Below are 24,964 nucleotides of genomic sequence, written 5' to 3' on the forward strand. Positions count from 1 at the left end.
GCTTTTTTATTTGATTAATACCAACCTGCTTATAAATGGGGTCTATTTAACGTTAAGAAAATTACGCTAGAACTAGGCAAAAGTTTTTGTATCTAGTTGTTCTCGGCAATTGCTCCCTGCATTGCTCTACCTCCTACATCCATGCAGTCGTAAATAAAAATTTTTAACGACGTTATAGTGCAATTTAATTCGTTAAATTGATCAAAGATTTATGTAGGTTGATATAATATTTATTTTCTTAAGTTTTCTTTAAGTTTCGCTCGCTAAGTTACAAACATACACTTTATATGAGCGATGTTTATGCAATTAGCACACCTACCTTCATCACCCGTTTATATTCAAAATAACTCACGCTTTGTTAGTGCTCGCATTAATGATGAGCATAGAAGTGCGTTAGAAAACACAGTTAAAGAAGGGTTTTTAGTCGCTTATAACGCCACGCTTACCTCTTTTATGCCATTACTTTGCCAATACACGACAAACGAAGGGCAGTGCACATTGGGTTTAAGGCAAGCAACAGCTCCTCTATTTATAGAGCAATACTTAGCACAGCCCATTGAGCATTTTTTACCTGAGAACACACAGCGTAATAAAGTATTTGAGCTTGGCAATCTATGCTCTACACATCGCAAAGCAACGCTTGGGCATTTTATTGTTGTTAATGAAGCCCTGCAAAGTGTAGGAGCAAAACATTTAGTATTTTGCGCCACTAAAAAAGTACGTGCACTGCTGCGCTTGTTAGGCGTTAACTGCACTGAAATTGCTGTGGCAAACAGTTTTGTTGTGGAGCATCCGCTAAGTTGGGGAAGTTACTACGCTAACCAGCCTACCGTATGCGTTGTGAGTTTAGAGCAAGCTCACCAACAAGTATTAAATACCCCAATGCTTTATAGTTTGATGCAGCAAAATCACTCAAATATCAATTCTTTGGTAAATGCGTTGGTGAATGTATGAATTACTATAATACCCATGCAATATCGCCATTAATTATTGCCCACAATAAAGAGCAAACACTTGAAATTAACGGTGATGAGTTTAATCAGCAAATACAAAAAGTAGTAAAAATACTACAAAGCTTTAACGGCAAATGTATCGCTTATAAGCTCGATAATACGCCAGCTTGGCTTGTTATTGATGCCGCTACTGCGGTTTCTAATAAAGTGGCTGTGCCAATTGCTCACTTTTTTAGTGAACAACAAACTCAATATGTACTAGCTCAATGTGGCGCTAATGTATTTATGAGCGACACGCTAAACCCTTTACTTGGGGAGCCGACTGCATCAATTACTTTATTTGAGTGTTACACATTATATATTTACGAAATCGTTGTAGCTAACCCCGGCAGTTATTTTCCAGATACTCAAAAAGTAACATTTACATCAGGATCAACTGGGCAACCAAAGGGCGTGTGTTTATCTGCAAAGAGTCAAATGCAGGTAGCTCAATCTCTGTGCGATAAAATTAACATTAAAAAGCCTGTTCATTTATGTTTATTGCCGCTTGCTGTATTGCTTGAAAATATAGCCGGTGTGTATGCCCCTTTAAAAAGTGACGGTACAGTGCATTTAATGCCGTTAAATGAATTAGGCTTTGTTGGTACTGCATTAAAACAGCCCGCACAGCTTATAGCTGCTATTGATAAAGTTAAGCCAAATACGCTTATTTTAGTGCCTGAACTATTAGCATGCTTAGTTACTTTTGCAGAAGATGGTTGGCAACCGCCTAGTTCGTTACAGTTTATTGCCGTAGGTGGTGCGCGTGTCAGCGAAATGCTATTAACCAAAGCGCGTAGCTTAAACTTACCGGTGTACCAAGGTTATGGGCTGTCTGAGGCGGCATCTGTCGTTAGTTTAAATACCCCCACAAACGATAACATCCACAGTGCCGGCTCTGTGTTACCTCATATTCAAACCAAAATTGAAAATGACCAGCTTTTTATAAAAGGCGATTTGTTTTTAGGTTACTTAAATCATCAACCTCACAACAAAAACCAGTGGTATGCAACCGGCGATCTAGTAGAGCAGCATCAAAATACTTTATTTATTAAAGGCCGATTAAAAAACCTAATTATTACCAGCATGGGGCGCAATATCAGTGCCGAGTGGCCTGAATCACTATTACTCAGTCAAAGCGGTATTTTACAAGCCGTTGTGTTTGGTGAGGGGCGACCTTTTCTCAGTGCCATTATTTACGCCGATACAAAGCTAAGTAACCCAGTGTTAGCGCAATACATTAACGAAATTAATAAACAACTACCCGACTATGCTCGAATTCAAAAGTGGCATCGTTTAACTGCCCCATTAAGTGTGCAACAAGGGTTGTTAACTACAAATAATCGCCCAAAACGAATGGCAATTAGCCAACAGTATCATGACGTTTTTGAGCAATTTTATCAATTTGGAGAAGTAATTAATGAGTGATTTTTTTAACATCCTTAAAGAGCAAACGACGCAAGAGCAAGATTACTTACTCGCAGCGCCTATTATTCAGCGTGTTTTTAAAGGCGAAGCATCACTTGAAGAATACGCCTCGTTTTTAGCGCAAGCGTACCACCATGTTAAGCACACCGTGCCATTAATGATGTCGGTTGGTGCACGATTAACCGACGATCAAGAATGGTTGCGCGAAGCCGTCGCAGAATATATTGAAGAAGAAATTGGCCACCAAGAGTGGGTACTTAACGATATTGCAGCCTGCGGTTTTGATAAAGAAACCGTACGGTGTAGTCAGCCACAATTTGCCACTGAAATGATGGTGTCTTATGCGTACGACTCTATTGCTCGTAAAAACCCATTGAGCTTTTTTGGTATGGTACATGTGCTTGAAGGGACGTCCATTGCACTTGCAGATGGTGCCGCTTCAAATATTGCAAACGCTGTGGGCTTACCTCAAAAAGCATTTAGTTATTTAACGTCCCATGGTGCGCTTGATATAGAGCACGTAAAGTTTTTTGAAAACCTAATGAATCAAATAACAGACGAGGCAGATCAACAAGCCATACTCCATGGGGCAAAGCGCTTTTATCGTTTATATGGCGATATATTTCGTGGTTTGGATGATGAGCCTTTTTTTAAAGCCAATATACAAGGCAAGCAGGCATGAGTAGCTCTTTGTGTTTATTAACTGGCGCTACCGGTGGAATAGGACAAGCAATTGCTAAAGCCCTATATGCAAAAGGGTGGAAGTTACTCCTTGTTGGGCGAAATGCTCAAGCTCTTGAAAAACTCAGTGCTACATGCCCAGACAGTGAAATATTTATTGGCGATTTAACCGACGATACAACACGCATTCATTTAGCTGTAAAAGCAAAGCAATTAGGCGGCGTTAAATTGCTAATTAACAATGCCGGTGTTAATGCAATGCAAAGTCTTGAGCACACAAGCTCTGAGCAAATAGACAATATGCTAAGTACCAATTTGTCGGTGCCTATTAAATTATGTCAGCTATTTTTGGGGCAGTTGCAGTATACCAAAGGCACCATTGTTAACGTGGGATCATCGTTTGGCAGTATCGGATATCCGTATCAAACGCTTTATTGCGCGAGTAAATTTGGTTTACGTGGTTTTACAGAGGCGCTTTCGCGCGAACTAAACGGTTCGGGTGTTAAAGTCGCTTACCTAGCGCCAAGAGCCACTGACACCACCATTAATAACAGCAAAATCCGTGCGCTGAATAAAGAGCTCGGTAATAAAATGGACTCGCCAGAATTAGTTGCCAGAGAGTTGCTTGCGCTTCTTGATTCTAATCAGACACGGCGTTTTATCGGCTTTCCTGAAAAATTATTTGTACGCATTAATGGCGCTTTCCCACGTATTGTAGATAACGCCATTGCAAAACAACTACCTAAAATAAAACGTTTTTTAAGTTAAAAATAGATGAACAACGAGGATAAAATTATGTATAAAATGACCTTAGCATTATATTTAGTATTCACGAGTATATTTCCTGCATCGGCCTATGCTGGCGAATCGCAAGATTTAGTCGCTATTCAACAGAAGTGGGCTATCGCTAATTATGAACTTAAAGATGACGCGCAAATAGATGCGTTCACGCAATTAAGTGAGCAAAGTGCGTTATTTGTTAAAAACTACCCAAATTTGGCACAAACGCATATTTGGAATGGCATTGTGTTAGCTAGTTTTGCAGGTGCAAAAGGCGGGTTGGGAGCACTTGGTTTAGCAAAAGAGGCAAAAACGTCACTCGAACAGGCGCTCTCAATTGACGGTACAGCACTCGATGGCTCAGCATACGCAAGCCTTGCAACGCTTTACAGTAAAGTACCTGGTTGGCCAATTGGTTTTGGTGATGATGACAAAGCTGAAAAATTATTTAAACAAGCACTCGCTTTTAATCTCGAAGGCATTGATACTAACTACTTATATGGTGAATACTTGTACGATGAAGGCGATTACAAAGAAGCGAAAGCACGTTTGCTAGCAGCCCAAGCTGCGGGTATCCGTGATACTCGCGCTAAAGCAGACAAATATCGTCAACAAGCAATAAGCCAGCTATTGGCAAAAGTAGACAAAAAACTTAAAAGATAAACGACACAATGCATTTATTACTCGTTGAAGACGATCATTTAGTGGCGCAAGGGCTTATTCGCTCTTTGCGCCAAGAGGGCTATAGCGTAGAGCATAGTGGCACAGTAAAACACGCCTTAGAGTGCCTTTCTAGTGGTGAAATTGAGCTGGTTATTCTCGATTTAGGATTACCTGATGGCGACGGTTCGCAAGTTTTAAAGCATATTAAAGCGCAAAAAAAAGTTATTCCGGTGGTTATTTTAACTGCTCGCGGCAGTATTGATGACAAAGTCCAAGGGCTTGACATGGGCGCTGACGATTACCTTGCAAAGCCGTTTGATCCTGCTGAGTTATTTGCTCGACTACGTGTAGCAAGTCGACGTGTTAATCAAACTCAATCTAGTTTGTTACAATACGGAGAAGTCGTAATAGACAGCTCAGCGCATACGGTGACAGTTAGTGGGAAATCACTTACATTGCCGCGTAAAGAATACATGCTTTTAAAAGCGCTGATGGAAAATCAGGGAAGGGTGCAATCAAAACAACAACTCGAAAACAAACTTTACCAATGGGGTGAAGAAGTTGGCTCTAATGCCATAGAGGTGCATATTCATCATCTTCGTAAAAAATTTCCTAGCGATTTTATTAAAACCTTACGTGGCATTGGCTACGTGGTTGGTAAGCGTTAGGGTGTGTTTATTTTTCGAGGTTGAAAATGTCTATTCGTAAACGTCTGACCTTAATTTTACTTTCAATGATGGTGCTTACTTGCTTTTTAGCATTAGTAAAAGGCTATCAAAAAAGCATGCACCACGGCGAAAACTTGCTTGATAATGAACTTAAAATAGTGGCTGGCGTTTTAATTGAACAACCATTAGCACTAAGCACAAATGCAGTACAAGTAAGCAATAATAGTGCTCAGTTGTTGTATCAAATTTGGCAAAATAATAGTTTACTTAGTGGCTCATCGAGTTTAACGAATAACCAAATTAGTTTTAGCGAGGGCTTTCAAACTGCCAATGTAGTAGGGCAGCGCATGCGAGTGTTTGTGATGAGTAAAAACACCCGTAAAGTCATCGTTGCTGAGCCTATGTCAAAGCGGTTTGAATTAGCTGAAGCCGTTATTTTATCTGCAATGTTACCTATGTTATGGGCTGTCCCTCTGCTTGCTATTTTTATAAGTTTTTTTGTTAAATACGCATTAGCCCCTCTTACTCGATTATCTAAGCAGCTGGCTACTCGCCAAGCAAACGACTTTACGCCAATTAACTGGCAGGTAACCGATGAAGAAATTAAACCGGTTATTAATCGTTTAAATGACTTATTTAAACGAGTAGAAACCGCTTACTTACGGGAGCGCTTTTTTGCCTCAGATGCGGCTCACGAATTACGTACCCCGCTCAGTAGCTTAAAAATTAATGTACACAATTTAGCTAGTAAGCAAAGCAACTCGCAAAACCATCAAGAACTCCAAGCAATGTCACAAGGCATTAATCGCTTAAGTAATATTGTTGAACAAATGCTAATTTTAGGGCGCACTCAGCCTGAACAATGGCAGAGGCAATTTAGCGAACAGTCATTGCTAGCGATTACTCAGCAAGTTGTATCGGAGCAATACGACAAAATAGATGAAAAAAACCAAACTATTAGCCTCGAAGGTGATGATTTTGTAATTAATGGTGATGAGTTTACATTAACCACACTCATCGCTAATTTACTTAGCAATGCCATAAAATACACCCCCAATAATGGTCAAATAATAATTAAATTAGCATCAAGTAATAACAGCTATAGTTGGCAAATTGATGATTCTGGTGCGGGTATGACTGAAGAGCAAAAAGAGCGAATATTCAATCGCTTTTATCGCGTAGGTGGCGATCAGCATCCATCAGGCGAGCAAGGTGCCGGTTTAGGTATGGCGATTGTTCAACACATAATTGCTATTTATGGCGCAACTATTCATTTAGCGAATAGTCATTTAGGCGGACTAACTGTTAAGGTTACTTTTACAGGAGTAAAAAGTGACTAAACGTTTATTTAATCAGTGCCTTTGTTGTTTGTTATTTTTGTCGTTTAACGCGGCGAGTAAAGAGTACCTTATTATTTTAAAAGATCATTTGTTTTATCCCTCGCAAATAATTATTCCCGCAAATAAAAAAGTAAAACTATTGATAGAAAACCAAGACAGCACACCAGAAGAGTTTGATAGCTTTGATCTAAACAGAGAAAAAGTACTCTACCCAAATCGTAAAAGCATTATTTATATAGGGCCGCTAAGTAAAGGGCATTACGAGTTTTTTGGTGAGTTTTCGCCAAATACAGCAAGGGGCGTTGTTATAGTTAACGATGAAGGGGCGCAGCATGCTAATAACTAGTTTAGTCATGAGCCTTAATCAATTGCTACCTGTGGCTATTTTATTAGTACTACTACAAGTAGTTAAAAAGCAAAGCGCTTTTAAAATAGGGTCTGCTTTATTAATTGGCGCGCTTATGTCGTTTATGTACATGCAAAGTGCGTCGTGGGTGAGTCAGTGGTTTGAACACCAAGGGTTAGAGTACTCACAAATAGGGCTCTGTATTACTATATTTATTGCTGTATTAGTATTTGCAATAAAGCAAAAATCAGCGGCTTTTTATATTGCGGTTATAAGCACAATAACAATGTATTTAAGCCACTATATTATTTACCTCACCAGCTTTTGGCAAAGTAATGATGCAGGGCAAAGCTTATTTATTGGCACTTTATTAGGTGTTGGAATTTGTTTAAGTTTTAGCGTATTGCTGTACTTTTTAATGAATGCAATTAAGCACCGTTTTGGTATGTATCCGCTTTTTACTTTGCTTGCTTTTAACAGCGCGGCTAAGTTATTAGTTGCGCTGGATTTGGCAGGCCAAATAGACTTAATTACCAACACCGCAACCGTGTGGGATTTACGCGATGTATTAAGCGAAAACTCTGAGCTCGGGCGCGTACTGCGTGCTCTTGTTGGTTACGAGGCTACCCCTGATCTAATGAGTGTACTTATATATAGTACTAGTAGCGTGATATTTTTATCACTTTGTTATGTTATTTCAGCTTCAATATCTAAGGAACGTGTATGAAAGCACTCAACCTATATTTAGCGCTTAGCTTTACCGTTTTTTGTTTGTTGGTACTTTCAATCCCAGCAAAGGCCGATGGAATTGTTGTTGATAAGGTATATCACCCCTATGTTTTACCTTTTGAGCGAGAGTTTGAATGGCGGTTAGTGTCGCACCAAACAGATAGTGGCAACATACTAGCGCAGCGTTTGGGTGGTGGCGGTGCTATTAACGATACAATGGCACTAGAAGGTTATATAGTTGGTGAGCGAGACGATAACGGCGACTTTGGTTTAGAAGCTTATGAGCTTGAGTTACGCTGGCAATTGATTGAGCAAGGTAAATTATGGGCCGATTGGGGGGCATTATTTGAGCTTGAAAAAAAACATAATGAAGATGTGTATGAAGCAACGTCGGGTTTTGTGATAGAAAAAGAGTTTGGTAAAACAAGCTTAACTATGAATGCCTTTTTAGTGTACGAGTGGGGGCAGGATATTCAAAATGAATGGGAAAGTGAGTTTAGAGCGCAATATCGCTATCGATATCGTTCTGCTTTTCAGCCATCTCTTGAAGTTTACGTAGGTGAAGACTTTGTGGGTATAGGTCCAGGGTTTATAGGTTTGCAGCGTTTTGATGGACAAAAGCAGTTAAAATGGGAAGCGGGTTTTATCACTGAGGTAAGCCAATCAGAAAAAAATCATAGTTTTAGGCTCGCATTAGAATTTGAATTTTAATAACCAATGAAAGCGGTTTTGGTTGTTTATCACTCTGATTATAGATAGGTACTTGACATATTTTAAAAAATCTATATAGTGGGCTGCAGCTAGAAAGAAAGCATGTAAGCTATAAATCTCCATTTCGATGTTGTATAAGTAATACTTGTAGTACCGTCCTGAAGTTTTTAAAGTACCATCTCATTTTTTGCTACACCCGCTCTTATGAGCATATTTTTTATTTTATATCAGGATATTACAATGTCTAACATCGTATCAGGTACAGTTAAGTGGTTCAACGAGTCTAAAGGTTTTGGTTTCATCGAGCAAGAAAATGGCCCAGACGTTTTCGCACATTTCTCAGCAATCAAAAGCGAAGGTTTCAAAACTTTAGCTGAAGGCCAACGTGTAGAGTTCACTCTTTCACAAGGTCAAAAAGGTCCACAAGCTGATAACATCACAGCTGTATAATTTTACTTTTTAAGTAAAATGAAAAAAAGCGCTTAAGGCGCTTTTTTTGTGTCTAAATTTTGATGAAAGTTACCTGCGTTTATTAGATTAGATCAACTCCACTTATTTACTCACTATACCAACCTGTATAAATCTTTGAGCAATTTAACGAATTAAACTGCATTATAACGTCGTTAAATTTTTATTTAGAGCAACTAGATACAAAAATTTTTGCCTAGTTCTAGCGTAATTTTCTTAACGTTAAATAGATCCCATATAGAAATTAATTACCCTGAATTCCATAAGGTAACGCACTTGTTTTTTCCATTTCAGTGAACGCCTTCTGAAGTGCATTAACAACATTAACGTCTGCTTTTTTATTCGCTGCTAAGTAAGCGCCTACAGTGAGTTCGTTTATTCTATATACAAACTTTAAATGGTTGGGTTCAAGTTTTAAATAATCACTTAGCTGTTGCATATAAAGTGGATCGTCTACAACTAAGTCTACTTTTTTAGCGAGCAATAAATCATATGACTTTTGAATGTCGCTAGTGAATACTGCTTCAAAACCTAGTTTTAAAAGAGTCTGTGTAGAGAAATCATTGCGTTGCATCGCTATTTTGTAGTTTTTAGCTTGCTCGGTACCTTCAATAACTATATCAGTACGCTCTGAAAGAGCTATAAACCCCAAATCAAATCGTCCCACTTGTGCAATCCAATAAAATTGTTCTTCTCGCTCTGGTGTTCTTGCTAGGCTGTAAATAAAAACGTTGCTTTGCTCGGTTGCTAACTTATAAGCACGCGCCCACGGATACATTTGTATATTAGGTGTTAGCTTAGCCTCTGCAAATATATCTCGAATTAATTGAGTGCCTTCTCCTGATACTTCACCATCAACCAATACCTGATTCGGTGGTGCTAATTCTGTAACAACAAGTAGTGTTTCTGTTGCTTGAATATGCACAGAGTAAATAAAAAAAAGAAAATAAATAATATATTTCACAATAGCGAATCGTCATTCAGTTAAATATAGTGATATAAGTGTGGCTTAAAATATTGAAAATACAAAAAATTAATCATAAAAATTAGTGACTAAGATATTGGTTTATTTAAATTTGAGTGTAAATATAAATTGTGTGCTGAGTTATGTTTTCACGTTGTAGCAATCAGCCTAGGAGGCTGTGTAACGACGTTCTAAAATGATTTAACCCGCATGATTTTTATGCCAATTGAACTTGGTATGAAGTATTAAGGGATTGATAACTTGAAATATAAAGTACTAAAACGATAAAAGGGCCTTGCGGCCCTTGGTGAAGTATCGTTCAAGTTAGATAGTACTTTAACCCCTTAAAGCAGCTATCTTCTTGTTTTGCAACACCGGTTTCATCTCAATAAGTTTCTAAGCTAGCGAGAGGAAAAACCCAGCAATTGCTGCGCTCATTAGGTTAGCCATAGATCCTGCTAACACTGCTCTGAGCCCTAAGCGCGCGATATCCTTTCGCCGACTAGGCGCCATACCGCCTAATCCACCTAGTAAAATGGCTATCGATGATAAGTTAGCAAACCCACATAAAGCAAAAGTAACAATTGCTTGTGTGTGCGCGCTTAACGTATCGCGATAATTTATAAAGTCTAAGTAAGCAACAAACTCGTTCACTACTATCTTTTGACCAATAAAGCTGCCGGCTATAATTGCTTCATCCCATGGCACACCTAGTAACCATGCAACAGGAGCAAATACATAACCTAATATTTCTTGAAGCGTTAATGTTGGGTAATCAAACCACCCGCCAATACCGCCTAATAAACCGTTTAACAGTGCAATTAGCGCTACAAAAGCAAGTAACATTGCACCTACATTAAGTGCTAAATGCATGCCGTTTGCCGCACCTGATGCAGCTGCATCAATTACATTTACTGGCTTATCTTCATCATCTAAATCTAAATCAGCTAAGTTATCTTTAGGCGTTTCAGTTTCTGGCACAATCATCTTGGCCATTAAAAAACCACCTGGAGCAGCCATAAAGCTCGCTGCTATTAAATACTTAAGCTCAATACCAATAATAACGTAACCGGCCATTACAGAGCCTGCTACCGTGGCTAAGCCACCTACCATCACTGCAAACAATTCCGATTTAGTCATCGTTGCAATAAACGGTTTAACAATAAGAGGGGCTTCAGTTTGGCCAACAAAAATATTCGCCGTTGCTGAAAGTGATTCAGTACGTGAGGTTTTCAATAATTTTTGTAAACCACCGCCTAATATCTTAATAATCCAATCCATAATGCCAAGGTGATATAGCACAGCAACTAATGCTGAGAAAAACACGATAACGGGCAAAACTTGAATTGCAAAAATAAAACCTAATGTATCTTGTGAGGCAAGTGGACCAAATAAAAATCCAATACCATCATTCGCATAACCAATTACCGATGAAACGGCCGCTGACATGCTCGTTAATACATTTTTTCCTGCTTCAAAAAACAGAACAAAACCGCCAATAACAATTTGCATCGCAAATGCTATGCCAACGGTTCTTAAATTAATTGCCTTGCGATTAGTTGACGCAGCAAAGGCAATGCTTAGCAGCACGCACATGCCAACTAAGCTCATAAATGTTGTCATACAAATGTTTCCCGTTGTTATTCTTGTAGTAAATATTTTATCTTACTTTTAATTATATCAATCGCAACACGGTTCATACCGCCTCGAGTCACAACTAAATCGGCGTTATGTTTCGAAGGCTCAATAAATTGATAAAACATCGGTCTAACAGTTGCTTGATATTGCTCAACAACAGATTGTAAAGTTCTGCCTCGTTGTTCCATATCACGCTGCATACGGCGCATTAAGCAAATATCTAAAGGTGTATCTATAAACACCTTAATATCAAATTCTTTATTAAGCGCTTTGTCACTCAATAATAAAATACCTTCAACAATGAGTATTTTTGCAGCAGGCACTCGGCGAGTTTTTTCGCTGCGTGTATGCTGTGCATAGTCATAGGTTGGTACTTCAACTGAGTTACCACAACGAAGTTGCGTTAAATGCTCAAGCATCAACGCATGTTCAAATGCATCAGGATGGTCGTAGTTCGTTTGCGTACGATGAGCCATCGGCAAATGCGACTGATCCTTGTAATAAGCATCTTCTTCAATAATGGCGATAGCGCCTGGTTCAAGCTCGTTAACCAATTCATTGTATATAGTTTGGCTAAAAAGAGATTTGCCCGACGCAGACGCGCCTGCAATAGCTATAATAGTAGTTCGTGTCACTAAAGTTCTCACCCACACAGAAGGATATATTGTTGGTAGATCACAATAGCAAAAAAGACACGATTAATCTCTTTTGCTTCGCTCAAGAATGCAAATTTATAATGTTTAGGTTTTATGAAACAGGACTTTTGTCCTGTACGGAAAATTCAAAGAGCGGATAAAGTAACCACCTAGAAACAAAGTGAGGTCAAAATGGCAAAAGCAATTATCTTAATGGCAGATAGCCTAGGAATCGGTGCAGCACCAGATGCAGATAAATTTGGTGATCTTGGCGCTAACACATTTGCTCACTTACTAAAAGCATATTACGACGAAACTGGCAGTGCACTGTCGCTTCCTAATTTATCTAAATTAGGATTAATAGACGCATGTGAAGCTGCAGGTGGAGAAACCTGTTTAATATCTGATCGCCAAACACCACAAGGTGCATGGGGTTACGCTAAAGAACTTTCTAGCGGAAAAGATACACCATCAGGTCATTGGGAAATGGCAGGCGTACCTGTGTTGTTTGATTGGGGATATTTTCCAAAAACACAGCCGAGTTTTCCACAAGAGTTTATTGACGAGTTTATAGCTCGCACAGGTATTCCTGGTATTTTAGGCAACTGCCATGCATCGGGAACGACCATTTTAGAACAGCTAGGTGAAGAACACGTAAAAACAGGTAAACCAATCTGTTACACCTCAGCTGATAGCGTGTTTCAAATAGCCGCGCATGAAAAATCATTCGGCCTAGAGAAGCTTTATCAAGTTTGCGAAATCGCACGGGCGCTACTTGATGAAATGAATATAGGACGAGTGATTGCGCGGCCATTTTTGGGTTCAAATAGCCAAGACTTTGCTCGAACGGGTAATCGTCGTGACTACTCAGTACTTCCGCCAGCACCCACATTGCTAGACGTATTAGCAAAAGACGGCGGCGAAGTAATTAGTATTGGTAAAATTTCAGATATTTATGCGCATCAGGGCATAACCCAAAAGCATAAAGCACCTGGGCTTATGAACTTGCTAGAAAAAACCAGCGAAGTAATGAAAAGCGCGCCAGATCGCAGCTTAATTTTTACTAACCTAGTTGATTTTGATGAAAAATTTGGTCATCGCCGTAACCCAGTAGGTTACGCAAAAGCATTAAAAGAGTTTGATGACTATTTACCAACTATACTAAATCAGTTAGACGCAGATGACATATTAATGATCACTGCAGATCACGGTTGTGACCCGACCTTTCCAGGTTCTGAGCATACTCGTGAATACGTACCTGTTATTGCATATAAACCAGGTATGAGTAATACACCGTTAGGTGAACGCAACAGTTTTGCAGATATAGGCCAAACCCTAGCACAGTGGTTTAGTTTACCTGCACTTGATTACGGCGACAGCTTTTTAAATGAGCTAACAATGCCAAATAAAAAGGAAAACAATTAATGAGTACTCCGCATATCAGTGCAAACGTTGGTGATTTCGCCGAAACAGTATTAATGCCAGGCGATCCGCTACGTGCGCAATATATTGCTGAAAACTTTTTAGATGATGCAGTACAAGTTACAGGCGTTCGTAACATGTACGGTTTCACTGGTACTTACAAAGGTAAGCCAGTAAGCATCATGGGTTCAGGTATGGGCATTCCATCAATGTCTATTTATGCTCGTGAGCTAATTGTAAGCTTTGGCGTTAAAAATATTATACGTATTGGTACGTGTGGCGGTATTGGCACAGATATCAAAATCCGTGACGTAATTTTTGCACAAGGTGCAAGCACAGATTCTAACGTAAATCGTGCACGTGTACGTGGCTACGATTTTTCTGCAATTGCTAACTTTGATTTACTTTTAAACGGCGTAAACGCTGCAAAAGAGCTAGGAATTGAAGCAAAAGTAGGTAACGTATTTACAACCGACACTTTCTATCAAGCAGACGACTCGTTCTATAAAGATTTAGACAAGTTAGGCATGCTAGCAGTAGATATGGAAACGGCGGGTTTATATGGCGTTGCAGCTGAATACGGCGCAAACGCAATGGCATTATTTACAGTAAGCGACCACGTAATCACCGGTGAAGCAACACCTGCTGATGAGCGTCAAAGCACGTTTAACGAAATGGTTAAAATTGCATTAGAGTCAATAGCTTAAATAATACATAACAGTTCCTTGGTAACGTATTCACTAAGTTTTGGAGACACGCCCAAAGTGAAGTGAGACTAACCTCCAAAGCCGCATCTAATGCGGCTTTTTTTATGCGCGTCTACAAGGCAAAACCTAACTTGTTGTAGACGTAAAGCTTGCTCACGTTAGAAGCGCAGCTTCTATGACTTAATTTACTCAAACTATCACTCTAAAAGCGCTGCTTTTAAACGCCAGCAAGCTGCGCGTCTACAAGGTAAATTTGGCTTGGTGTGGTAGACGTAGAGCTTGCTCACGTTAGAAGCGCAGCTTCTCATTACTTAATATACTCAAGCTATCACATTAAAAGCTTTGCTTTTAAACGCCAGCAAGCTGCGCGTCTACAAGGTAAACTTGGCTTGGTGTGGTAGACGTAGAGCTTGCTCACGTTAGAAGCGCAGCTTCTCATTACTTAATTTACTTAAACTATCACTCTAAAAGCCTTGCTTTAAACGCCAGCAAGCTGCGCGTCTACAAGGTAAACTTGGCTTATTGTGGTAGACGTAGAGCTTGCTCACGTTAGAAGCGTAGCTTCTCATTACTTAACATACTCAAGCTATCACTCTAAAAGCCTTGCTTTAAACGCCAGCAAGCTGCGCGCTACAAGGTAAACTTGGCTTATTGTTGTAGACGTAGAGCTTGCTCACGTTAGAAGCGCAGCTTCTTGACGTGGTTTAATGGATTCGACTACCCCAGTTAAGAGATAATCAACTTAACTGGAGATCGATAATGACAAAACGTAAAAAGTATTCCAAAGAATTTAAACTTGATGCTATCGCATTAGTTGTTGAGCAAAACTACTCACAAGCAGAAGCCTCTAGAAATTTAGGGGTAAATCCCAACATGCTTGGTCGCTGGATAAAAGAAGCTGAAAATGATGATGGGCATGCTTTTAGAGGGAACGGTAATTTAACCCCTGAGCAAGAAGAGATCAGAGAGCTAAAAGCGCAAGTGAAACGCCTAGAAATGGAGCGTGAAATATTAAAAAAAGCGACGGTCTTCTTTGCCAAAGAAACGAAGTGAAATATTCGTTCATAACCCAATACAAGAAGACCTGGCCTGTGGCGACAATGTGCCGAATACTGGGTGTAAAAAGTAACAATTACTATAGTTATCAAAAGCGATTCTCAACTAAATCAGAGGATCCAACACATCAAGAAATGATTGATTGTGTCAAGGACATAGCGCACTTCAGTGATAATACTTACGGTGAAAGGCGTATTCAGAAAGTCTTAAATGCACTCGGTTTTCCGGTGAGTCGTTACAAAACAGCACAGCTAATGAAAGAGGCAAATGTCTGGGTGCGTTATAAAAAGAGATACAAAGTGACAACGAATAGTGAGCATAATAAGCCTATTTATCCCAATGTACTTGAGCAAAACTTCAACGTTGAAGCAGCTGATCAAGCCTGGGTACAAGATATCACTTATGTTTGGACTGCAGAAGGTTGGTTGTATCTGGCGGTAGTGATTGATTTATATTCGCGCAAAGTCGTTGGTTGGAGCATGGGCTCACGAATGAAAGCGCAGCTTGTCTGTGACGCACTGACTATGGCGATGTGGCAACGCCAACCCAAAACAGGGTTAATTATCCATTCAGATCAAGGGGTTCAATATGCAAGCCACCAATATCGTAAATTGCTCAAGTCAAATGACTTCATTGGTAGCATGAGTAAGAAAGGCTGTTGCTGGGATAATGCTGTTGCAGAAAGCTTCTTCGGTAGTTTGAAGCAAGAGCGCGTGCATTGGAAAAACTACCCAACGCGTTATGAGGCTCAACAGGATGTAATGAATTACATCTGTATGTGGTACAACAGTCGTCGCTTACATTCGTACTTAAATTATCAAAGCCCAAATGACTTTGAAGAACGAATCGAAACATTAGATATGGTTTCTTAACTAGGGTGACTGAATTTAGTTGACCACGTCATCTCATTACTTAACATAATCAAGCTATCACTCTAAAAGCGTTGCTTTAAACGCCAGCAACCTGCGCGTCTACAAGGTGCAACTTGGCTTATTGTTGTAGACGTAGAGCTTGCTCACGTTAGAAGCGCAGCTTCTCATTACTTAATATACTCAAGCTATCACTCTAAAAGCCTTGCTTTTAAACGCCAGCAAGCTAGCGCGTCTACAAGGTAAACTTGGCTTATTGTTGTAGACGTAGGGTAATCCCCCCGAAAAATAATAGATGCCAAACGTAGAATTTTCTCTTATTGTAAACACAGGAGAAAATTATGAAAAAAGCACATTTTACAGACAGTCAAATCCTCGCCATTTTAAAACAAGCAGAAAGCGGCGTGCCTATTCCTGAGCTATGCCGTGAACATGGTATGGGCAACTCAACCTTTTATAAATGGCGCGCTAAATACGGCGGCATGGATGCGTCTTTAATGACACGAATGAAAGAGCTTGAAGATGAAAATCGCCGTTTAAAGAAAATGTATGCTGAAGAGCGGCTAAAATCTGAGGTCATTCAGGAGGCAATGGCAAAAAAGTGGTAAAGGCTTCTGAGCGCAAAGTCTTGGCTCATGAAGTCGTTAGCACAAATAAAATGAGTATTGCCTTAGCCTGTCGTACTTTCATGATAAGTGAAACATGCTATCGCTATACGCCAAAACTGTCTGATGAAAATGAGAAAATTGCAGCGTTGCTATTGGATTTAAGCCAATGTCAGCGTAATTGGGGATTCGGTTTATGTTTTTTATATTTACGCAATGTTAAAGGCTACACATGGAATCATAAGCGCGTTTATCGTATTTACCGTGAGCTTGAGTTGAATCTGCGAATAAAGCCTAGAAAACGTCTAACAAGGAAGAAGCCTGAACCATTGGCTGTCCCTGAGGCCATTAACGAATGTTGGTCAATGGATTTTATGCACGACCAATTATCGGATGGCAGAGCGTGTCGCTTGTTCAATGTGATTGATGATTTCAATCGCGAAGGACTCACAATAGATGCTGACTTATCACTCCCCGCTGAGCGTGTTATCCGCTCACTCAATCAAATTATAGAATGGCGTGGTAAGCCAAAAGCTATCAGGTGTGACAATGGGCCTGAATATATTAGCCATAAATTAGCAGAGTGGGCGTTAAATAATAATATTGAATTACGATTTATTCAACCAGGTAACCCGCAACAAAATGCTTATGTAGAGCGGTTTAATCGCACGGTTAGGTATGACTGGCTAAGTCATTATATTTACAGTGATATTAGTGAGTTACAAGATAAAGCAACCGATTGGTTATGGACTTATAATAATGAACGCCCTAACATGGGTATAGGTGGCATAACACCCATACAAAAACTGGAAAAGTCAAACAACGGAAATTCTACAGATAGCCTCCATTAAAAATGGGGGGATTACCGTAGAGCTTGCTCACGTTAGAAGCGCAGCTTCTCATTACTTAATATACTCAATAAAAGAGTTGCTTTTAAACGCCAGCAAGCTGCGCGTCTACAAGGTGCAACTTGGCTTGTTGTTGTAGACGTAGAGCTTGCTCACGTTAGAAGCGCAGCTTCTCATTACTCTATTACTGATTTAATAATATTAAAGCCAAACGTATTTACAAGGTGCATATTGTTTTGTATAAAAATTATCAGCGCTTTGTATAACTATTACCTAGTTAATGCTAGTGTTTAAAGCACATACATTTTTATAATTTACTGGATTAACCGCTAAATTGTGGAGTTAAATATGTCTAATTGGGTTGATGCAACTGTAAAAAAAGTAACATGGTGGAACGAAACGCTTTTTAGCTTAACGGTTAATGCCGATGTAGAGCCATTTAAAGCAGGGCAGTTTACTAAGCTTTCAATAATTGAGGATGATAAACGCATTGCGCGTGCATATTCATACGTTAATTCACCCGATAGCTCAGCTCTAGAGTTTTATCTTATCAACGTAGCTGACGGGCTTTTATCACCGCGCTTAGCAAAACTACAGCCAGGCGACAACGTACTAATTGAGCGCCGTGCAACAGGTTTTTTTACACTTGACGAAATTCCACAAAGTGAGCAGCTGTGGATGTTAGGCACTGGCACAGCAATCGGACCATTTTTATCAATATTGCAACAATCTGAGGTATGGCAAAAGTATCAGCATATAAACTTAGTGCATGGCGTACGTTTTAATAGTGATTTAAGTTACCAGCCGCTTATAAATGAGCTTTTAAAAGCTTACCCAGCACAACTTAATTATATACCTGTTGTGAGCCGAGAAGAGCCGTTAGAGGGCTTACATGGGCGTATTACTGATGCAATTCAAAGTAGTCGCCTATTTGATAAAGTAAAATTAGATCCAGCACCAAATAATGCCCAATTTATGATTTGTGGCAATCCACAAATGGTAAAAGACACAACCGAACTTCTTATAGGGAAAAGCTTTAAGCGTAACAGGCGCAGAGAGCCTGGACATATAACAGTCGAACAGTACTGGTAAGTGGCTGAATGACTACCCGCAAACTCTAAAATTTGTTATGTTGCACCACATTACGCGTTTAGTGTTCATATTAGGAAAGTTATGAAACCGTTATCAATTATTTTAGCTTCATTAATCACCACAGTTGCATTGATTAGTTATGCCTCAGATCAACAACCTGAAGTAACCGAGCCAAAACTCAAAAGTGCAGAGCAAGTTGTTACAAATAAAGGTGACTCAGTCTCAAAAAATACCAACACAGATAACTTTGCAACTGAAATAGATGCTAACGATAAAATTAATACTCTTGAATACAAAGCGCCCGAACTTAAAAAACCGGTAATCGACACCGCTAAAACAGATGATTCAAAAGTATTCGGTAACGAAGCACCACAGCCAGTAGAAAAGCCAAAAAATAAAGTAGAGAAAGCAGTGGCTGTTGCTGAGGCCGAAAAAGCAGTTACGCAAGCTAAAGAGGCACTTACTACTAAGCAGCAAACTAAGGCAAAGCAGTCACGTGAGTCACTTGCCGTGGTTGAGCAATTGGTCAACGCTTACAACGCACGTAACATTGAAGAGTTTATTCGCGTGTACTCTGAAGATGTAGAGTTTTATATTTTCCCAAATGAGCTATTATTTAAAGGTAAAGAAAAACTAATCGCACGTTATGGGCTAATGTTTAAAAAACTCAAATGTATTCACTCATCGCCAATTAAGCGCATAGTGCATGGTGACATAGTAATAGATCATGAGTTATCAGAAACATGCTCCACTGATAAAAACGTTGTAGATAAACGTTCAGAGTTAATTTCGAGCTATCAAATTAAAGACGGCAAAATAATACGCGTCTTATTTTTCCGTTAAAGGACTGTTATGCAAATAAGTGACGAAAGAAAAATTCGCTTAATGTACCGAGTTGAGCCAGGCTGCTTAGGGCCTGATGGTGCTAACCATATAGAAGATTTTTGCCGTTTTGCTAACAAACATATTAAATCGCCTTATTACGGCTTGTTTGTCTTTTTACCTCGTTACGATAAACAAAAAGATGAGCGTCAATACAGTGTAAATAGCCGTAACTTATCGCAAGTACAAGCTAAGGCGTACTTAAATCATTTTGATATTGATATAGATAATTTTGAAGAGCAGCTCGACGAGCTGCTCGCTAAAGCAATAGATTTATATTTTAAACGTTAAAATGCACTGCATGCAGCATACTATAAATTTAATTGTATTCCAGACGCTTCACCAGCCACAATTGTATTAAAGCTCTCGTTATCGTGTAAGCTTGCAAATGCACTTTCGTGTAATAGTTCATTACGTAAATTAGGCGAGTAATCTAGTGCCATTTTAATATCGGCTAGGGCATCTGCATGCTCATGTATTAGGGCAAAAGCACAGGCTCTTTGCCAGTATGCGTAGCCATAATCACTATCTATATCAATGGCTTGATTGCATAGTTCAATTGCTTGTGCTGTTTCGTTAATTTCCAGTAGTGCGTCAGCTTTATAAGCTATTGCTTCTACATCTTCTGGTTTACGTTTTAAAATTTCATCAAATATTTCAATTTTATTTGCAAAATCACTTTCTAAATTGGCGCGCATCCATAGCGAATGAACCTCGTTGGTAACCGATATACGTTCTTGGTTACTGAGTATTTCTTCAGAGCGTACACGCAGTTTTTCTTCAAGAATTTTTAATCTGTCTTCGTATTCATCCGTAATTACACTTACGCGTGTATTTACAATATCTTCTACTTTATTTTTAACATCACGTAGCGAGTTCCAGCCCACTAAAACCAAAATAGATGCCGTGGCAGTAATAATAAAAAACACATTATTAATGGTATCGGTTGTGTATGTGAGCGCACGATCAGCGGTATCTAGTTGGGCGTGGGTAACTTGTTTAGTTACATCTTCACGTAGCTTTTGTTGATCTTGTCGTACTGCTTTTAGTTCATCTAAAACGTAGCGTTCTAAAAGTGGTTTATACATAGGCTCTTTTAGTTGGCTAAGGGCATGTTGTTGTTCTTGCGCAGTGAGCACTTCTGGCCTTTGTTCTGCTGCGTTCACAGTAGCCAAAAAAAATGTAAAACAAACAAAAAGTAAGGATATGTAATAACGCATTGGTATGCCTAGTTAAATTAATTGCGAGTGTAACTTTAACACGCACAGCTAAAAGGCACAAAGCTAGTGAAGCCAAAAATTTTACAAAAAAAAGCCAGTTCAAGGTGAACTGGCCAAAACTGCTAAAACAACAAAAGTTGCAGGGAAATACAGGAGATAAATTGCATACTAACTGAATTTAGCTGAACAATTACTTAACTCAATTCAGTTAGTTAAAATAAGAAGATACACAAGGTATCTGGTTTATAAAGTAAAGGTGTATTGGGCTTAAGTAATACACCTTTATCGTTATAACTATAATTTCATGGTGAAGGGGGATATTCCAATGTGCGCTTAAGTAAATCAAAGCCACTTTTGAGCCCTTCACTTATCAATACGCCGAAATTTTTCAGTGCGATCACAGGTCTTCTAAAAAAGTTAAGATAAATATTTTAATCTCGTATTTTAAATACAGTTAGAAAGTGCAGTAAAAAGTATGCACAACTAACTATCCATCAAAATTATAAATGACAGCAATCGTTTTAAACAGCCGTTCGGTGCTGGTATAGCATAATTTATAAGCCTATATTAAATACACATAAGTATTTAGGCCGGTGTACTAAGTTATAAACCAACTAAATAAAATAACCGTTACTTTTGTACTATAAGGATTTCAGAATGAGCAACCCTAAAGCAGGCCAATGTCCGGTCATGCATGGTAGTAATACTAAAACGTCTAATCCAAATACCGATTGGTGGCCAAACGCCCTTAACTTAGACATACTTCATCAACACGATACAAAAACGACTCCATATGACAGCGATTTCAACTACGCTGAAGCATTTAAAACACTAGATTTAGAAGCCTTAAAAACCGATTTAAAACACTTAATGACGCAAAGCCAGCAGTGGTGGCCAGCCGATTGGGGCCATTACGGTGGTTTAATGATTCGCATGGCATGGCACTCAGCAGGATCATACAGACTAGCTGACGGGCGTGGTGGTGGCGGTACAGCTAATCAGCGTTTTGCTCCGCTAAATTCATGGCCTGATAATGGCAATCTCGATAAAGCGCGTCGTTTATTATGGCCAATTAAGAAAAAATACGGCAATAAACTTTCATGGGCCGACTTAATTATTTTAGCGGGCAACATGGCATACGAATCAATGGGTTTAAAAACCTTTGGGTTTGCAGGCGGGCGCGAAGATATTTGGCATCCTGAAAAAGACGTATATTGGGGAGCCGAAAAAGAATGGCTCGCACCAAGCGACGGACGCTACGCCAATGTAGACAAGCCAGACACAATGGAAAACCCGTTAGCCGCAGTACAAATGGGCTTAATTTACGTTAACCCAGAAGGTGTTAATGGTGTACCCGATCCACTTAAAACAGCAGCACAAGTTCGCGAAACGTTTGCGCGTATGGCAATGGACGATGAAGAAACAGCAGCACTTACCGTAGGTGGGCATACCGTAGGTAAAACGCATGGTAACGGTAAAGCCGAAAACCTAGGGCCAGAGCCAGAGGCTGCTGATGTACACGAGCAAGGTCTTGGTTGGAACAACACCACAACACGTGGTATTGGTCGCGATACAGTAACTTCTGGTATTGAAGGGGCATGGACTACCCACCCAACTAAATGGGATAACGACTACTGTAAACTACTGTTAAGCTACGAATGGGAATTAACAAAAAGCCCAGCAGGCGCTCATCAATGGGAACCGGTTAATATTAAAGAAGAAGACAAGCCAGTTGATGTAGAAGATCCATCAATTCGTTTAAACCCAATAATGACTGATGCCGATATGGCCATGAAAATGGATCCAGCGTATCGTAAAATTATTGAGCGTTTTTATAACGATTTTGATTACTTCTCAGATGTGTTTGCTCGTGCTTGGTTTAAATTAACTCACCGCGATTTAGGTCCTAAATCACGTTATTTAGGTGCCGATGTGCCAAGCGAGGATCTTATTTGGCAAGACCCAGTACCTACCGTTGACTACACACTCACAAACGCCGAAATTAGTGATTTAAAAGCAACATTACTCAATTGCGGCGTTAGTGCTGCTGATTTAATTAGCACGGCATGGGACAGTGCTCGTACTTATCGTGGTTCTGATCACCGTGGTGGCGCAAATGGCGCACGTATTCGTCTTGCACCACAAAAAGATTGGCAAGGTAACGAACCAACACGTTTAGCAAATGTACTAGCTGCACTTGAAAAAGTACAAGCAGGTTTAAACAAGCAAGTTAGCATCGCCGACTTAATTGTTTTAGGCGGAACAGCCGCAGTAGAACAAGCAGCTAAAAGCGCTGGTGTTGATGTAACCGTACCGTTCGCGCCAGGACGAGGAGACGCAACAGACGACATGACCGATGCCGAATCGTTTGATGTGCTTGACCCCATTCATGACGGCTTTAGAAACTGGCTGAAAAAAGACTATGTAGTATCCGCGGAAGAGCTTTTACTAGAGCGTAGCCAGTTGATGGGTTTAAGTGCACCAGAAATGTCAGTATTACTTGGTGGCATGCGCGTGTTAGGCACTAACCACAATGGCAGTCAGCATGGCGTATTTACAAGTAATGTCGGCACCTTAAGTAATGACTTTTTTGTAAACTTAACGGATATGGTGTACCGCTGGGAGCCTACTGAAAAAGGGTTGTACAATCTTGTAGAGCGTACAAGCGGCGTAACTAAATGGACTGCAACACGTGTTGATTTAGTATTTGGCTCAAACTCGGTTTTACGTGCACTTGCTGAGTTCTATGCGCAAGACGACAACAAAGAACGCTTTGTTCACGACTTCGTAAATGCATGGGTAAAAGTAATGAATACCGACAGGTTTGATATTAAATAATCTGTGCGATGAACATAAAAAAGGGGGAGTAATTAATTACTCCCCCTTTTTTATTTATAACGCAGTGGCAAACATATATTTGTAGACGTCGAACTTGCTCACGCGAGAAGCGAGAGCTTCTAATCATTGAATCACACAACCTAAAAACTACGTTTTACACGCCAGCAAGCTGTGCGTCTACAGAGTTTATACCCAAGTTTCAGAACATGATTTGTAGACGTTGAGCTTGCTCACGTTAGAAGCAAGGCTTCTAATTACTTAATATCCTAAAAACCGCATTTTTACACGTCAGCAAGCTGTGCGTCTACAGGGTTTATACCCAAGTTTCAGAATATGATTTGTAGACGTTGAGCTTGCTCACGTTAGAAGCGTAGCTTCTTATTACTTAATACCCTAAAAACTACGTTTTTACACGCCAGCAAGCTGCGCGTCTACAGGGTTTATACCCAGGTTTTAGAATATGATTTGTAGACGTCGAGCTTGCTCACGTGAGAAGCAAGGCTTCTCATTGCTTTGTATATAGGAGTAAATGTATGTGTGGTTTGAATTTTGTAAAAGCGTTGCTTTTAAACGCCAGCAAGCTGCGCGTCTACAGGGTTTATACCCAGGTTTCAGAATATGATTTGTAGACGTTGAGCTTGCTCACGTTAGAAGCAAAGCTTCTCATTACTTAATACCCTAAAAACTACGTTTTTATACGCCAGCAAGCTGCGCGTCTACAGGGTTTATACCCAAGTTTCAGAATATGACTTGTAGACGTAGAGCTTGCTCACGTGAGAAGCAAGGCTTCTCATTACTTAATACCCTAAAAACTACGTTTTTACACGGCAGCAAGCTGCGCGTCTACAGGGTTTATACCCAAGTTTCAGAATATGACTTGTAGACGTAGAGCTTGCTCACGTGAGAAGCTGGGCTTCTCATTACTTAAATATGCCATTATAAATATACACAGTCCCAAAATGGATATTCTCCAACCTCATTTACAAGCTTAGCACGTAAAGGGTTTGCAACAATATAACGTGCCTGGTTAATTAAATCCTCTTCAGTTCTAAGTTGATGCTCAAAATAGTTTTGCTGCCAAATTGACCCATTAGAATAATTAAACTTATTAATATTCACTGTGGTAATACTTTTATATTGCCTCACAACATCATTAAGAGGTAAATCTTTTAATTGAAACAACCAATGTAAATGATCTGGCATTAACGTATAGCAAATAGTATTTACCTTGTTTTGCATATAAACCAATCCTCTTATTGCTATACATGCACTTTCAAAATTCTTGAATATCTGAGTTCTTTTTTTAGTACATATTGTGACAGAGTAAAATTGGTTTTCGCAGGTGTAGCGCCCAGTTAATAGTTTTTTAGATGAATACATAA

24 protein-coding genes are annotated in these 24,964 nt (G+C 39.6%); 19 read left to right on the top strand and 5 right to left on the bottom strand.

Annotated elements, in window-relative coordinates:
- The first annotated feature begins 300 nt into the window (after positions 1 to 300).
- The 11 genes from D172_RS20645 (at position 301) to D172_RS20695 (ending at position 8,788) form a co-directional block, all read left to right on the top strand.
- Positions 301 to 954, top strand: coding sequence for a thermostable hemolysin (locus tag D172_RS20645; RefSeq protein ID WP_007376652.1), 654 nt, complete (start codon positions 301 to 303; stop codon positions 952 to 954).
- The gene (locus D172_RS20650) at positions 951 to 2,420 is read left to right on the top strand and encodes an AMP-binding protein (protein WP_007376651.1); all 1,470 of its coding nucleotides are present in this window, start codon (positions 951 to 953) and stop codon (positions 2,418 to 2,420) included. The genes D172_RS20645 and D172_RS20650 overlap by 4 nt, the downstream gene beginning before the upstream one ends.
- Positions 2,413 to 3,102: a TenA family transcriptional regulator gene (locus D172_RS20655; protein WP_007376650.1), complete on the top strand. Its 690-nt coding sequence runs from the start codon at positions 2,413 to 2,415 to the stop codon at positions 3,100 to 3,102. The genes D172_RS20650 and D172_RS20655 overlap by 8 nt, the downstream gene beginning before the upstream one ends.
- Positions 3,099 to 3,869: an SDR family oxidoreductase gene (locus D172_RS20660; protein ID WP_007376649.1), complete on the top strand. Its 771-nt coding sequence runs from the start codon at positions 3,099 to 3,101 to the stop codon at positions 3,867 to 3,869. Before D172_RS20655 ends, D172_RS20660 begins: the two co-directional genes overlap by 4 nt.
- Before the next feature lie 27 nt (positions 3,870 to 3,896).
- Positions 3,897 to 4,544: a hypothetical protein gene (locus D172_RS20665; protein ID WP_007376648.1), complete on the top strand. Its 648-nt coding sequence runs from the start codon at positions 3,897 to 3,899 to the stop codon at positions 4,542 to 4,544.
- Between the two features lie 8 nt (positions 4,545 to 4,552).
- Entirely contained in the window at positions 4,553 to 5,212 is a 660-nt protein-coding gene (locus D172_RS20670) for a response regulator (RefSeq protein WP_007376647.1), read from the top strand.
- Between the two features lie 26 nt (positions 5,213 to 5,238).
- Complete coding sequence (locus D172_RS20675) at positions 5,239 to 6,552, top strand: ATP-binding protein (RefSeq protein WP_007376646.1); 1,314 nt, start codon at positions 5,239 to 5,241, stop codon at positions 6,550 to 6,552.
- Positions 6,545 to 6,898, top strand: coding sequence for a cupredoxin domain-containing protein (locus D172_RS20680; protein WP_007376645.1), 354 nt, complete (start codon positions 6,545 to 6,547; stop codon positions 6,896 to 6,898). Before D172_RS20675 ends, D172_RS20680 begins: the two co-directional genes overlap by 8 nt.
- A complete protein-coding gene (locus D172_RS20685; RefSeq protein WP_007376644.1) occupies positions 6,885 to 7,625 on the top strand; it encodes a hypothetical protein in 741 nt (246 codons plus the stop codon). Before D172_RS20680 ends, D172_RS20685 begins: the two co-directional genes overlap by 14 nt.
- Positions 7,622 to 8,338 (top strand): hypothetical protein, encoded by a 717-nt coding sequence (locus tag D172_RS20690; protein WP_007376643.1) that lies wholly within the window; start codon positions 7,622 to 7,624, stop codon positions 8,336 to 8,338. Before D172_RS20685 ends, D172_RS20690 begins: the two co-directional genes overlap by 4 nt.
- A 240-nt stretch (positions 8,339 to 8,578) precedes the next feature.
- Entirely contained in the window at positions 8,579 to 8,788 is a 210-nt protein-coding gene (locus tag D172_RS20695; protein WP_002959120.1) for a cold-shock protein, read from the top strand.
- Positions 8,789 to 9,050: 262 nt separating this feature from the next.
- Here the strand turns inward: D172_RS20695 and D172_RS20700 are convergent, their stop codons facing one another.
- The 3 genes from D172_RS20700 to udk form a co-directional block, all read right to left on the bottom strand.
- Complete coding sequence (locus D172_RS20700; RefSeq protein WP_232224772.1) at positions 9,051 to 9,770, bottom strand: substrate-binding periplasmic protein; 720 nt, start codon at positions 9,768 to 9,770, stop codon at positions 9,051 to 9,053.
- Between the two features lie 396 nt (positions 9,771 to 10,166).
- On the bottom strand, positions 10,167 to 11,393 hold the full coding sequence (locus D172_RS20705) for a NupC/NupG family nucleoside CNT transporter (protein ID WP_007376641.1): 1,227 nt from the start codon (positions 11,391 to 11,393) through the stop codon (positions 10,167 to 10,169).
- 17 nt (positions 11,394 to 11,410) lie between these two features.
- On the bottom strand, positions 11,411 to 12,043 hold the full coding sequence (gene udk / locus D172_RS20710) for a uridine kinase (RefSeq protein ID WP_007376640.1): 633 nt from the start codon (positions 12,041 to 12,043) through the stop codon (positions 11,411 to 11,413).
- Positions 12,044 to 12,235: 192 nt separating this feature from the next.
- On the opposite strand from udk, the gene D172_RS20715 reads away from it, so the two are divergent.
- From D172_RS20715 to D172_RS20755, 7 genes are all read left to right on the top strand, one after another.
- Positions 12,236 to 13,468, top strand: coding sequence for a phosphopentomutase (locus D172_RS20715; protein ID WP_007376639.1), 1,233 nt, complete (start codon positions 12,236 to 12,238; stop codon positions 13,466 to 13,468).
- Positions 13,468 to 14,172: a purine-nucleoside phosphorylase gene (gene deoD / locus D172_RS20720; protein ID WP_007376638.1), complete on the top strand. Its 705-nt coding sequence runs from the start codon at positions 13,468 to 13,470 to the stop codon at positions 14,170 to 14,172. Before D172_RS20715 ends, deoD begins: the two co-directional genes overlap by 1 nt.
- 759 nt (positions 14,173 to 14,931) lie before the next feature.
- A protein-coding gene (locus tag D172_RS20730) for an IS3 family transposase (RefSeq protein WP_420713787.1) occupies positions 14,932 to 16,100 on the top strand; the annotation gives its coding sequence in 2 pieces (ribosomal slippage) (positions 14,932 to 15,178 and positions 15,178 to 16,100; 1,170 coding nt in all).
- Between the two features lie 338 nt (positions 16,101 to 16,438).
- Positions 16,439 to 17,553 (top strand): IS3 family transposase gene (locus D172_RS20740; protein ID WP_150115560.1). Its coding sequence is split into 2 segments (ribosomal slippage): positions 16,439 to 16,691 and positions 16,691 to 17,553, totalling 1,116 coding nucleotides; the frame shifts between segments, so codons are not numbered across the junction.
- A 345-nt stretch (positions 17,554 to 17,898) separates the two neighbouring features.
- On the top strand, positions 17,899 to 18,642 hold the full coding sequence (locus tag D172_RS20745; protein WP_007379034.1) for a ferredoxin--NADP reductase: 744 nt from the start codon (positions 17,899 to 17,901) through the stop codon (positions 18,640 to 18,642).
- A gap of 81 nt (positions 18,643 to 18,723) precedes the next feature.
- Entirely contained in the window at positions 18,724 to 19,485 is a 762-nt protein-coding gene (locus D172_RS20750) for a nuclear transport factor 2 family protein (RefSeq protein WP_007379035.1), read from the top strand.
- 9 nt (positions 19,486 to 19,494) lie between these two features.
- Positions 19,495 to 19,815 carry a hypothetical protein gene (locus tag D172_RS20755; RefSeq protein WP_007379036.1) on the top strand — a complete coding sequence of 107 codons (321 nt, stop codon included), beginning with the start codon at positions 19,495 to 19,497 and terminating at the stop codon, positions 19,813 to 19,815.
- A 20-nt stretch (positions 19,816 to 19,835) separates the two neighbouring features.
- Here the strand turns inward: D172_RS20755 and D172_RS20760 are convergent, their stop codons facing one another.
- Positions 19,836 to 20,744: a tetratricopeptide repeat protein gene (locus tag D172_RS20760; RefSeq protein ID WP_033016400.1), complete on the bottom strand. Its 909-nt coding sequence runs from the start codon at positions 20,742 to 20,744 to the stop codon at positions 19,836 to 19,838.
- A 657-nt stretch (positions 20,745 to 21,401) separates the two neighbouring features.
- Here D172_RS20760 and katG point away from each other — a divergent pair.
- Positions 21,402 to 23,582, top strand: coding sequence for a catalase/peroxidase HPI (gene katG / locus D172_RS20765; RefSeq protein ID WP_007379038.1), 2,181 nt, complete (start codon positions 21,402 to 21,404; stop codon positions 23,580 to 23,582).
- Positions 23,583 to 24,518: 936 nt separating this feature from the next.
- Here the strand turns inward: katG and D172_RS20770 are convergent.
- A complete protein-coding gene (locus D172_RS20770) occupies positions 24,519 to 24,962 on the bottom strand; it encodes an REP-associated tyrosine transposase (protein ID WP_083503362.1) in 444 nt (147 codons plus the stop codon).
- Positions 24,963 to 24,964: the final 2 nt, after the last annotated feature.

It is taken from the genome of Pseudoalteromonas sp. Bsw20308, assembly GCF_000310105.2.
GTDB lineage: Bacteria > Pseudomonadota > Gammaproteobacteria > Enterobacterales > Alteromonadaceae > Pseudoalteromonas > Pseudoalteromonas fuliginea.

Coding starts and splice junctions, on each gene's coding strand:
- D172_RS20770 (WP_083503362.1), bottom strand. CDS start 24,962: ATGTATTCATCTAAAAAACTATTAACTGGGCGCTACACCTGCGAAAAC.
- D172_RS20750 (WP_007379035.1), top strand. CDS start 18,724: ATGAAACCGTTATCAATTATTTTAGCTTCATTAATCACCACAGTTGCA.
- D172_RS20660 (WP_007376649.1), top strand. CDS start 3,099: ATGAGTAGCTCTTTGTGTTTATTAACTGGCGCTACCGGTGGAATAGGA.
- D172_RS20655 (WP_007376650.1), top strand. CDS start 2,413: ATGAGTGATTTTTTTAACATCCTTAAAGAGCAAACGACGCAAGAGCAA.
- D172_RS20745 (WP_007379034.1), top strand. CDS start 17,899: ATGTCTAATTGGGTTGATGCAACTGTAAAAAAAGTAACATGGTGGAAC.
- D172_RS20675 (WP_007376646.1), top strand. CDS start 5,239: ATGTCTATTCGTAAACGTCTGACCTTAATTTTACTTTCAATGATGGTG.
- D172_RS20760 (WP_033016400.1), bottom strand. CDS start 20,744: ATGCGTTATTACATATCCTTACTTTTTGTTTGTTTTACATTTTTTTTG.
- katG (WP_007379038.1), top strand. CDS start 21,402: ATGAGCAACCCTAAAGCAGGCCAATGTCCGGTCATGCATGGTAGTAAT.
- D172_RS20755 (WP_007379036.1), top strand. CDS start 19,495: ATGCAAATAAGTGACGAAAGAAAAATTCGCTTAATGTACCGAGTTGAG.
- D172_RS20715 (WP_007376639.1), top strand. CDS start 12,236: ATGGCAAAAGCAATTATCTTAATGGCAGATAGCCTAGGAATCGGTGCA.
- D172_RS20695 (WP_002959120.1), top strand. CDS start 8,579: ATGTCTAACATCGTATCAGGTACAGTTAAGTGGTTCAACGAGTCTAAA.
- D172_RS20650 (WP_007376651.1), top strand. CDS start 951: ATGAATTACTATAATACCCATGCAATATCGCCATTAATTATTGCCCAC.
- D172_RS20670 (WP_007376647.1), top strand. CDS start 4,553: ATGCATTTATTACTCGTTGAAGACGATCATTTAGTGGCGCAAGGGCTT.
- D172_RS20705 (WP_007376641.1), bottom strand. CDS start 11,393: ATGACAACATTTATGAGCTTAGTTGGCATGTGCGTGCTGCTAAGCATT.
- D172_RS20665 (WP_007376648.1), top strand. CDS start 3,897: ATGTATAAAATGACCTTAGCATTATATTTAGTATTCACGAGTATATTT.
- deoD (WP_007376638.1), top strand. CDS start 13,468: ATGAGTACTCCGCATATCAGTGCAAACGTTGGTGATTTCGCCGAAACA.
- D172_RS20645 (WP_007376652.1), top strand. CDS start 301: ATGCAATTAGCACACCTACCTTCATCACCCGTTTATATTCAAAATAAC.
- D172_RS20685 (WP_007376644.1), top strand. CDS start 6,885: ATGCTAATAACTAGTTTAGTCATGAGCCTTAATCAATTGCTACCTGTG.
- D172_RS20690 (WP_007376643.1), top strand. CDS start 7,622: ATGAAAGCACTCAACCTATATTTAGCGCTTAGCTTTACCGTTTTTTGT.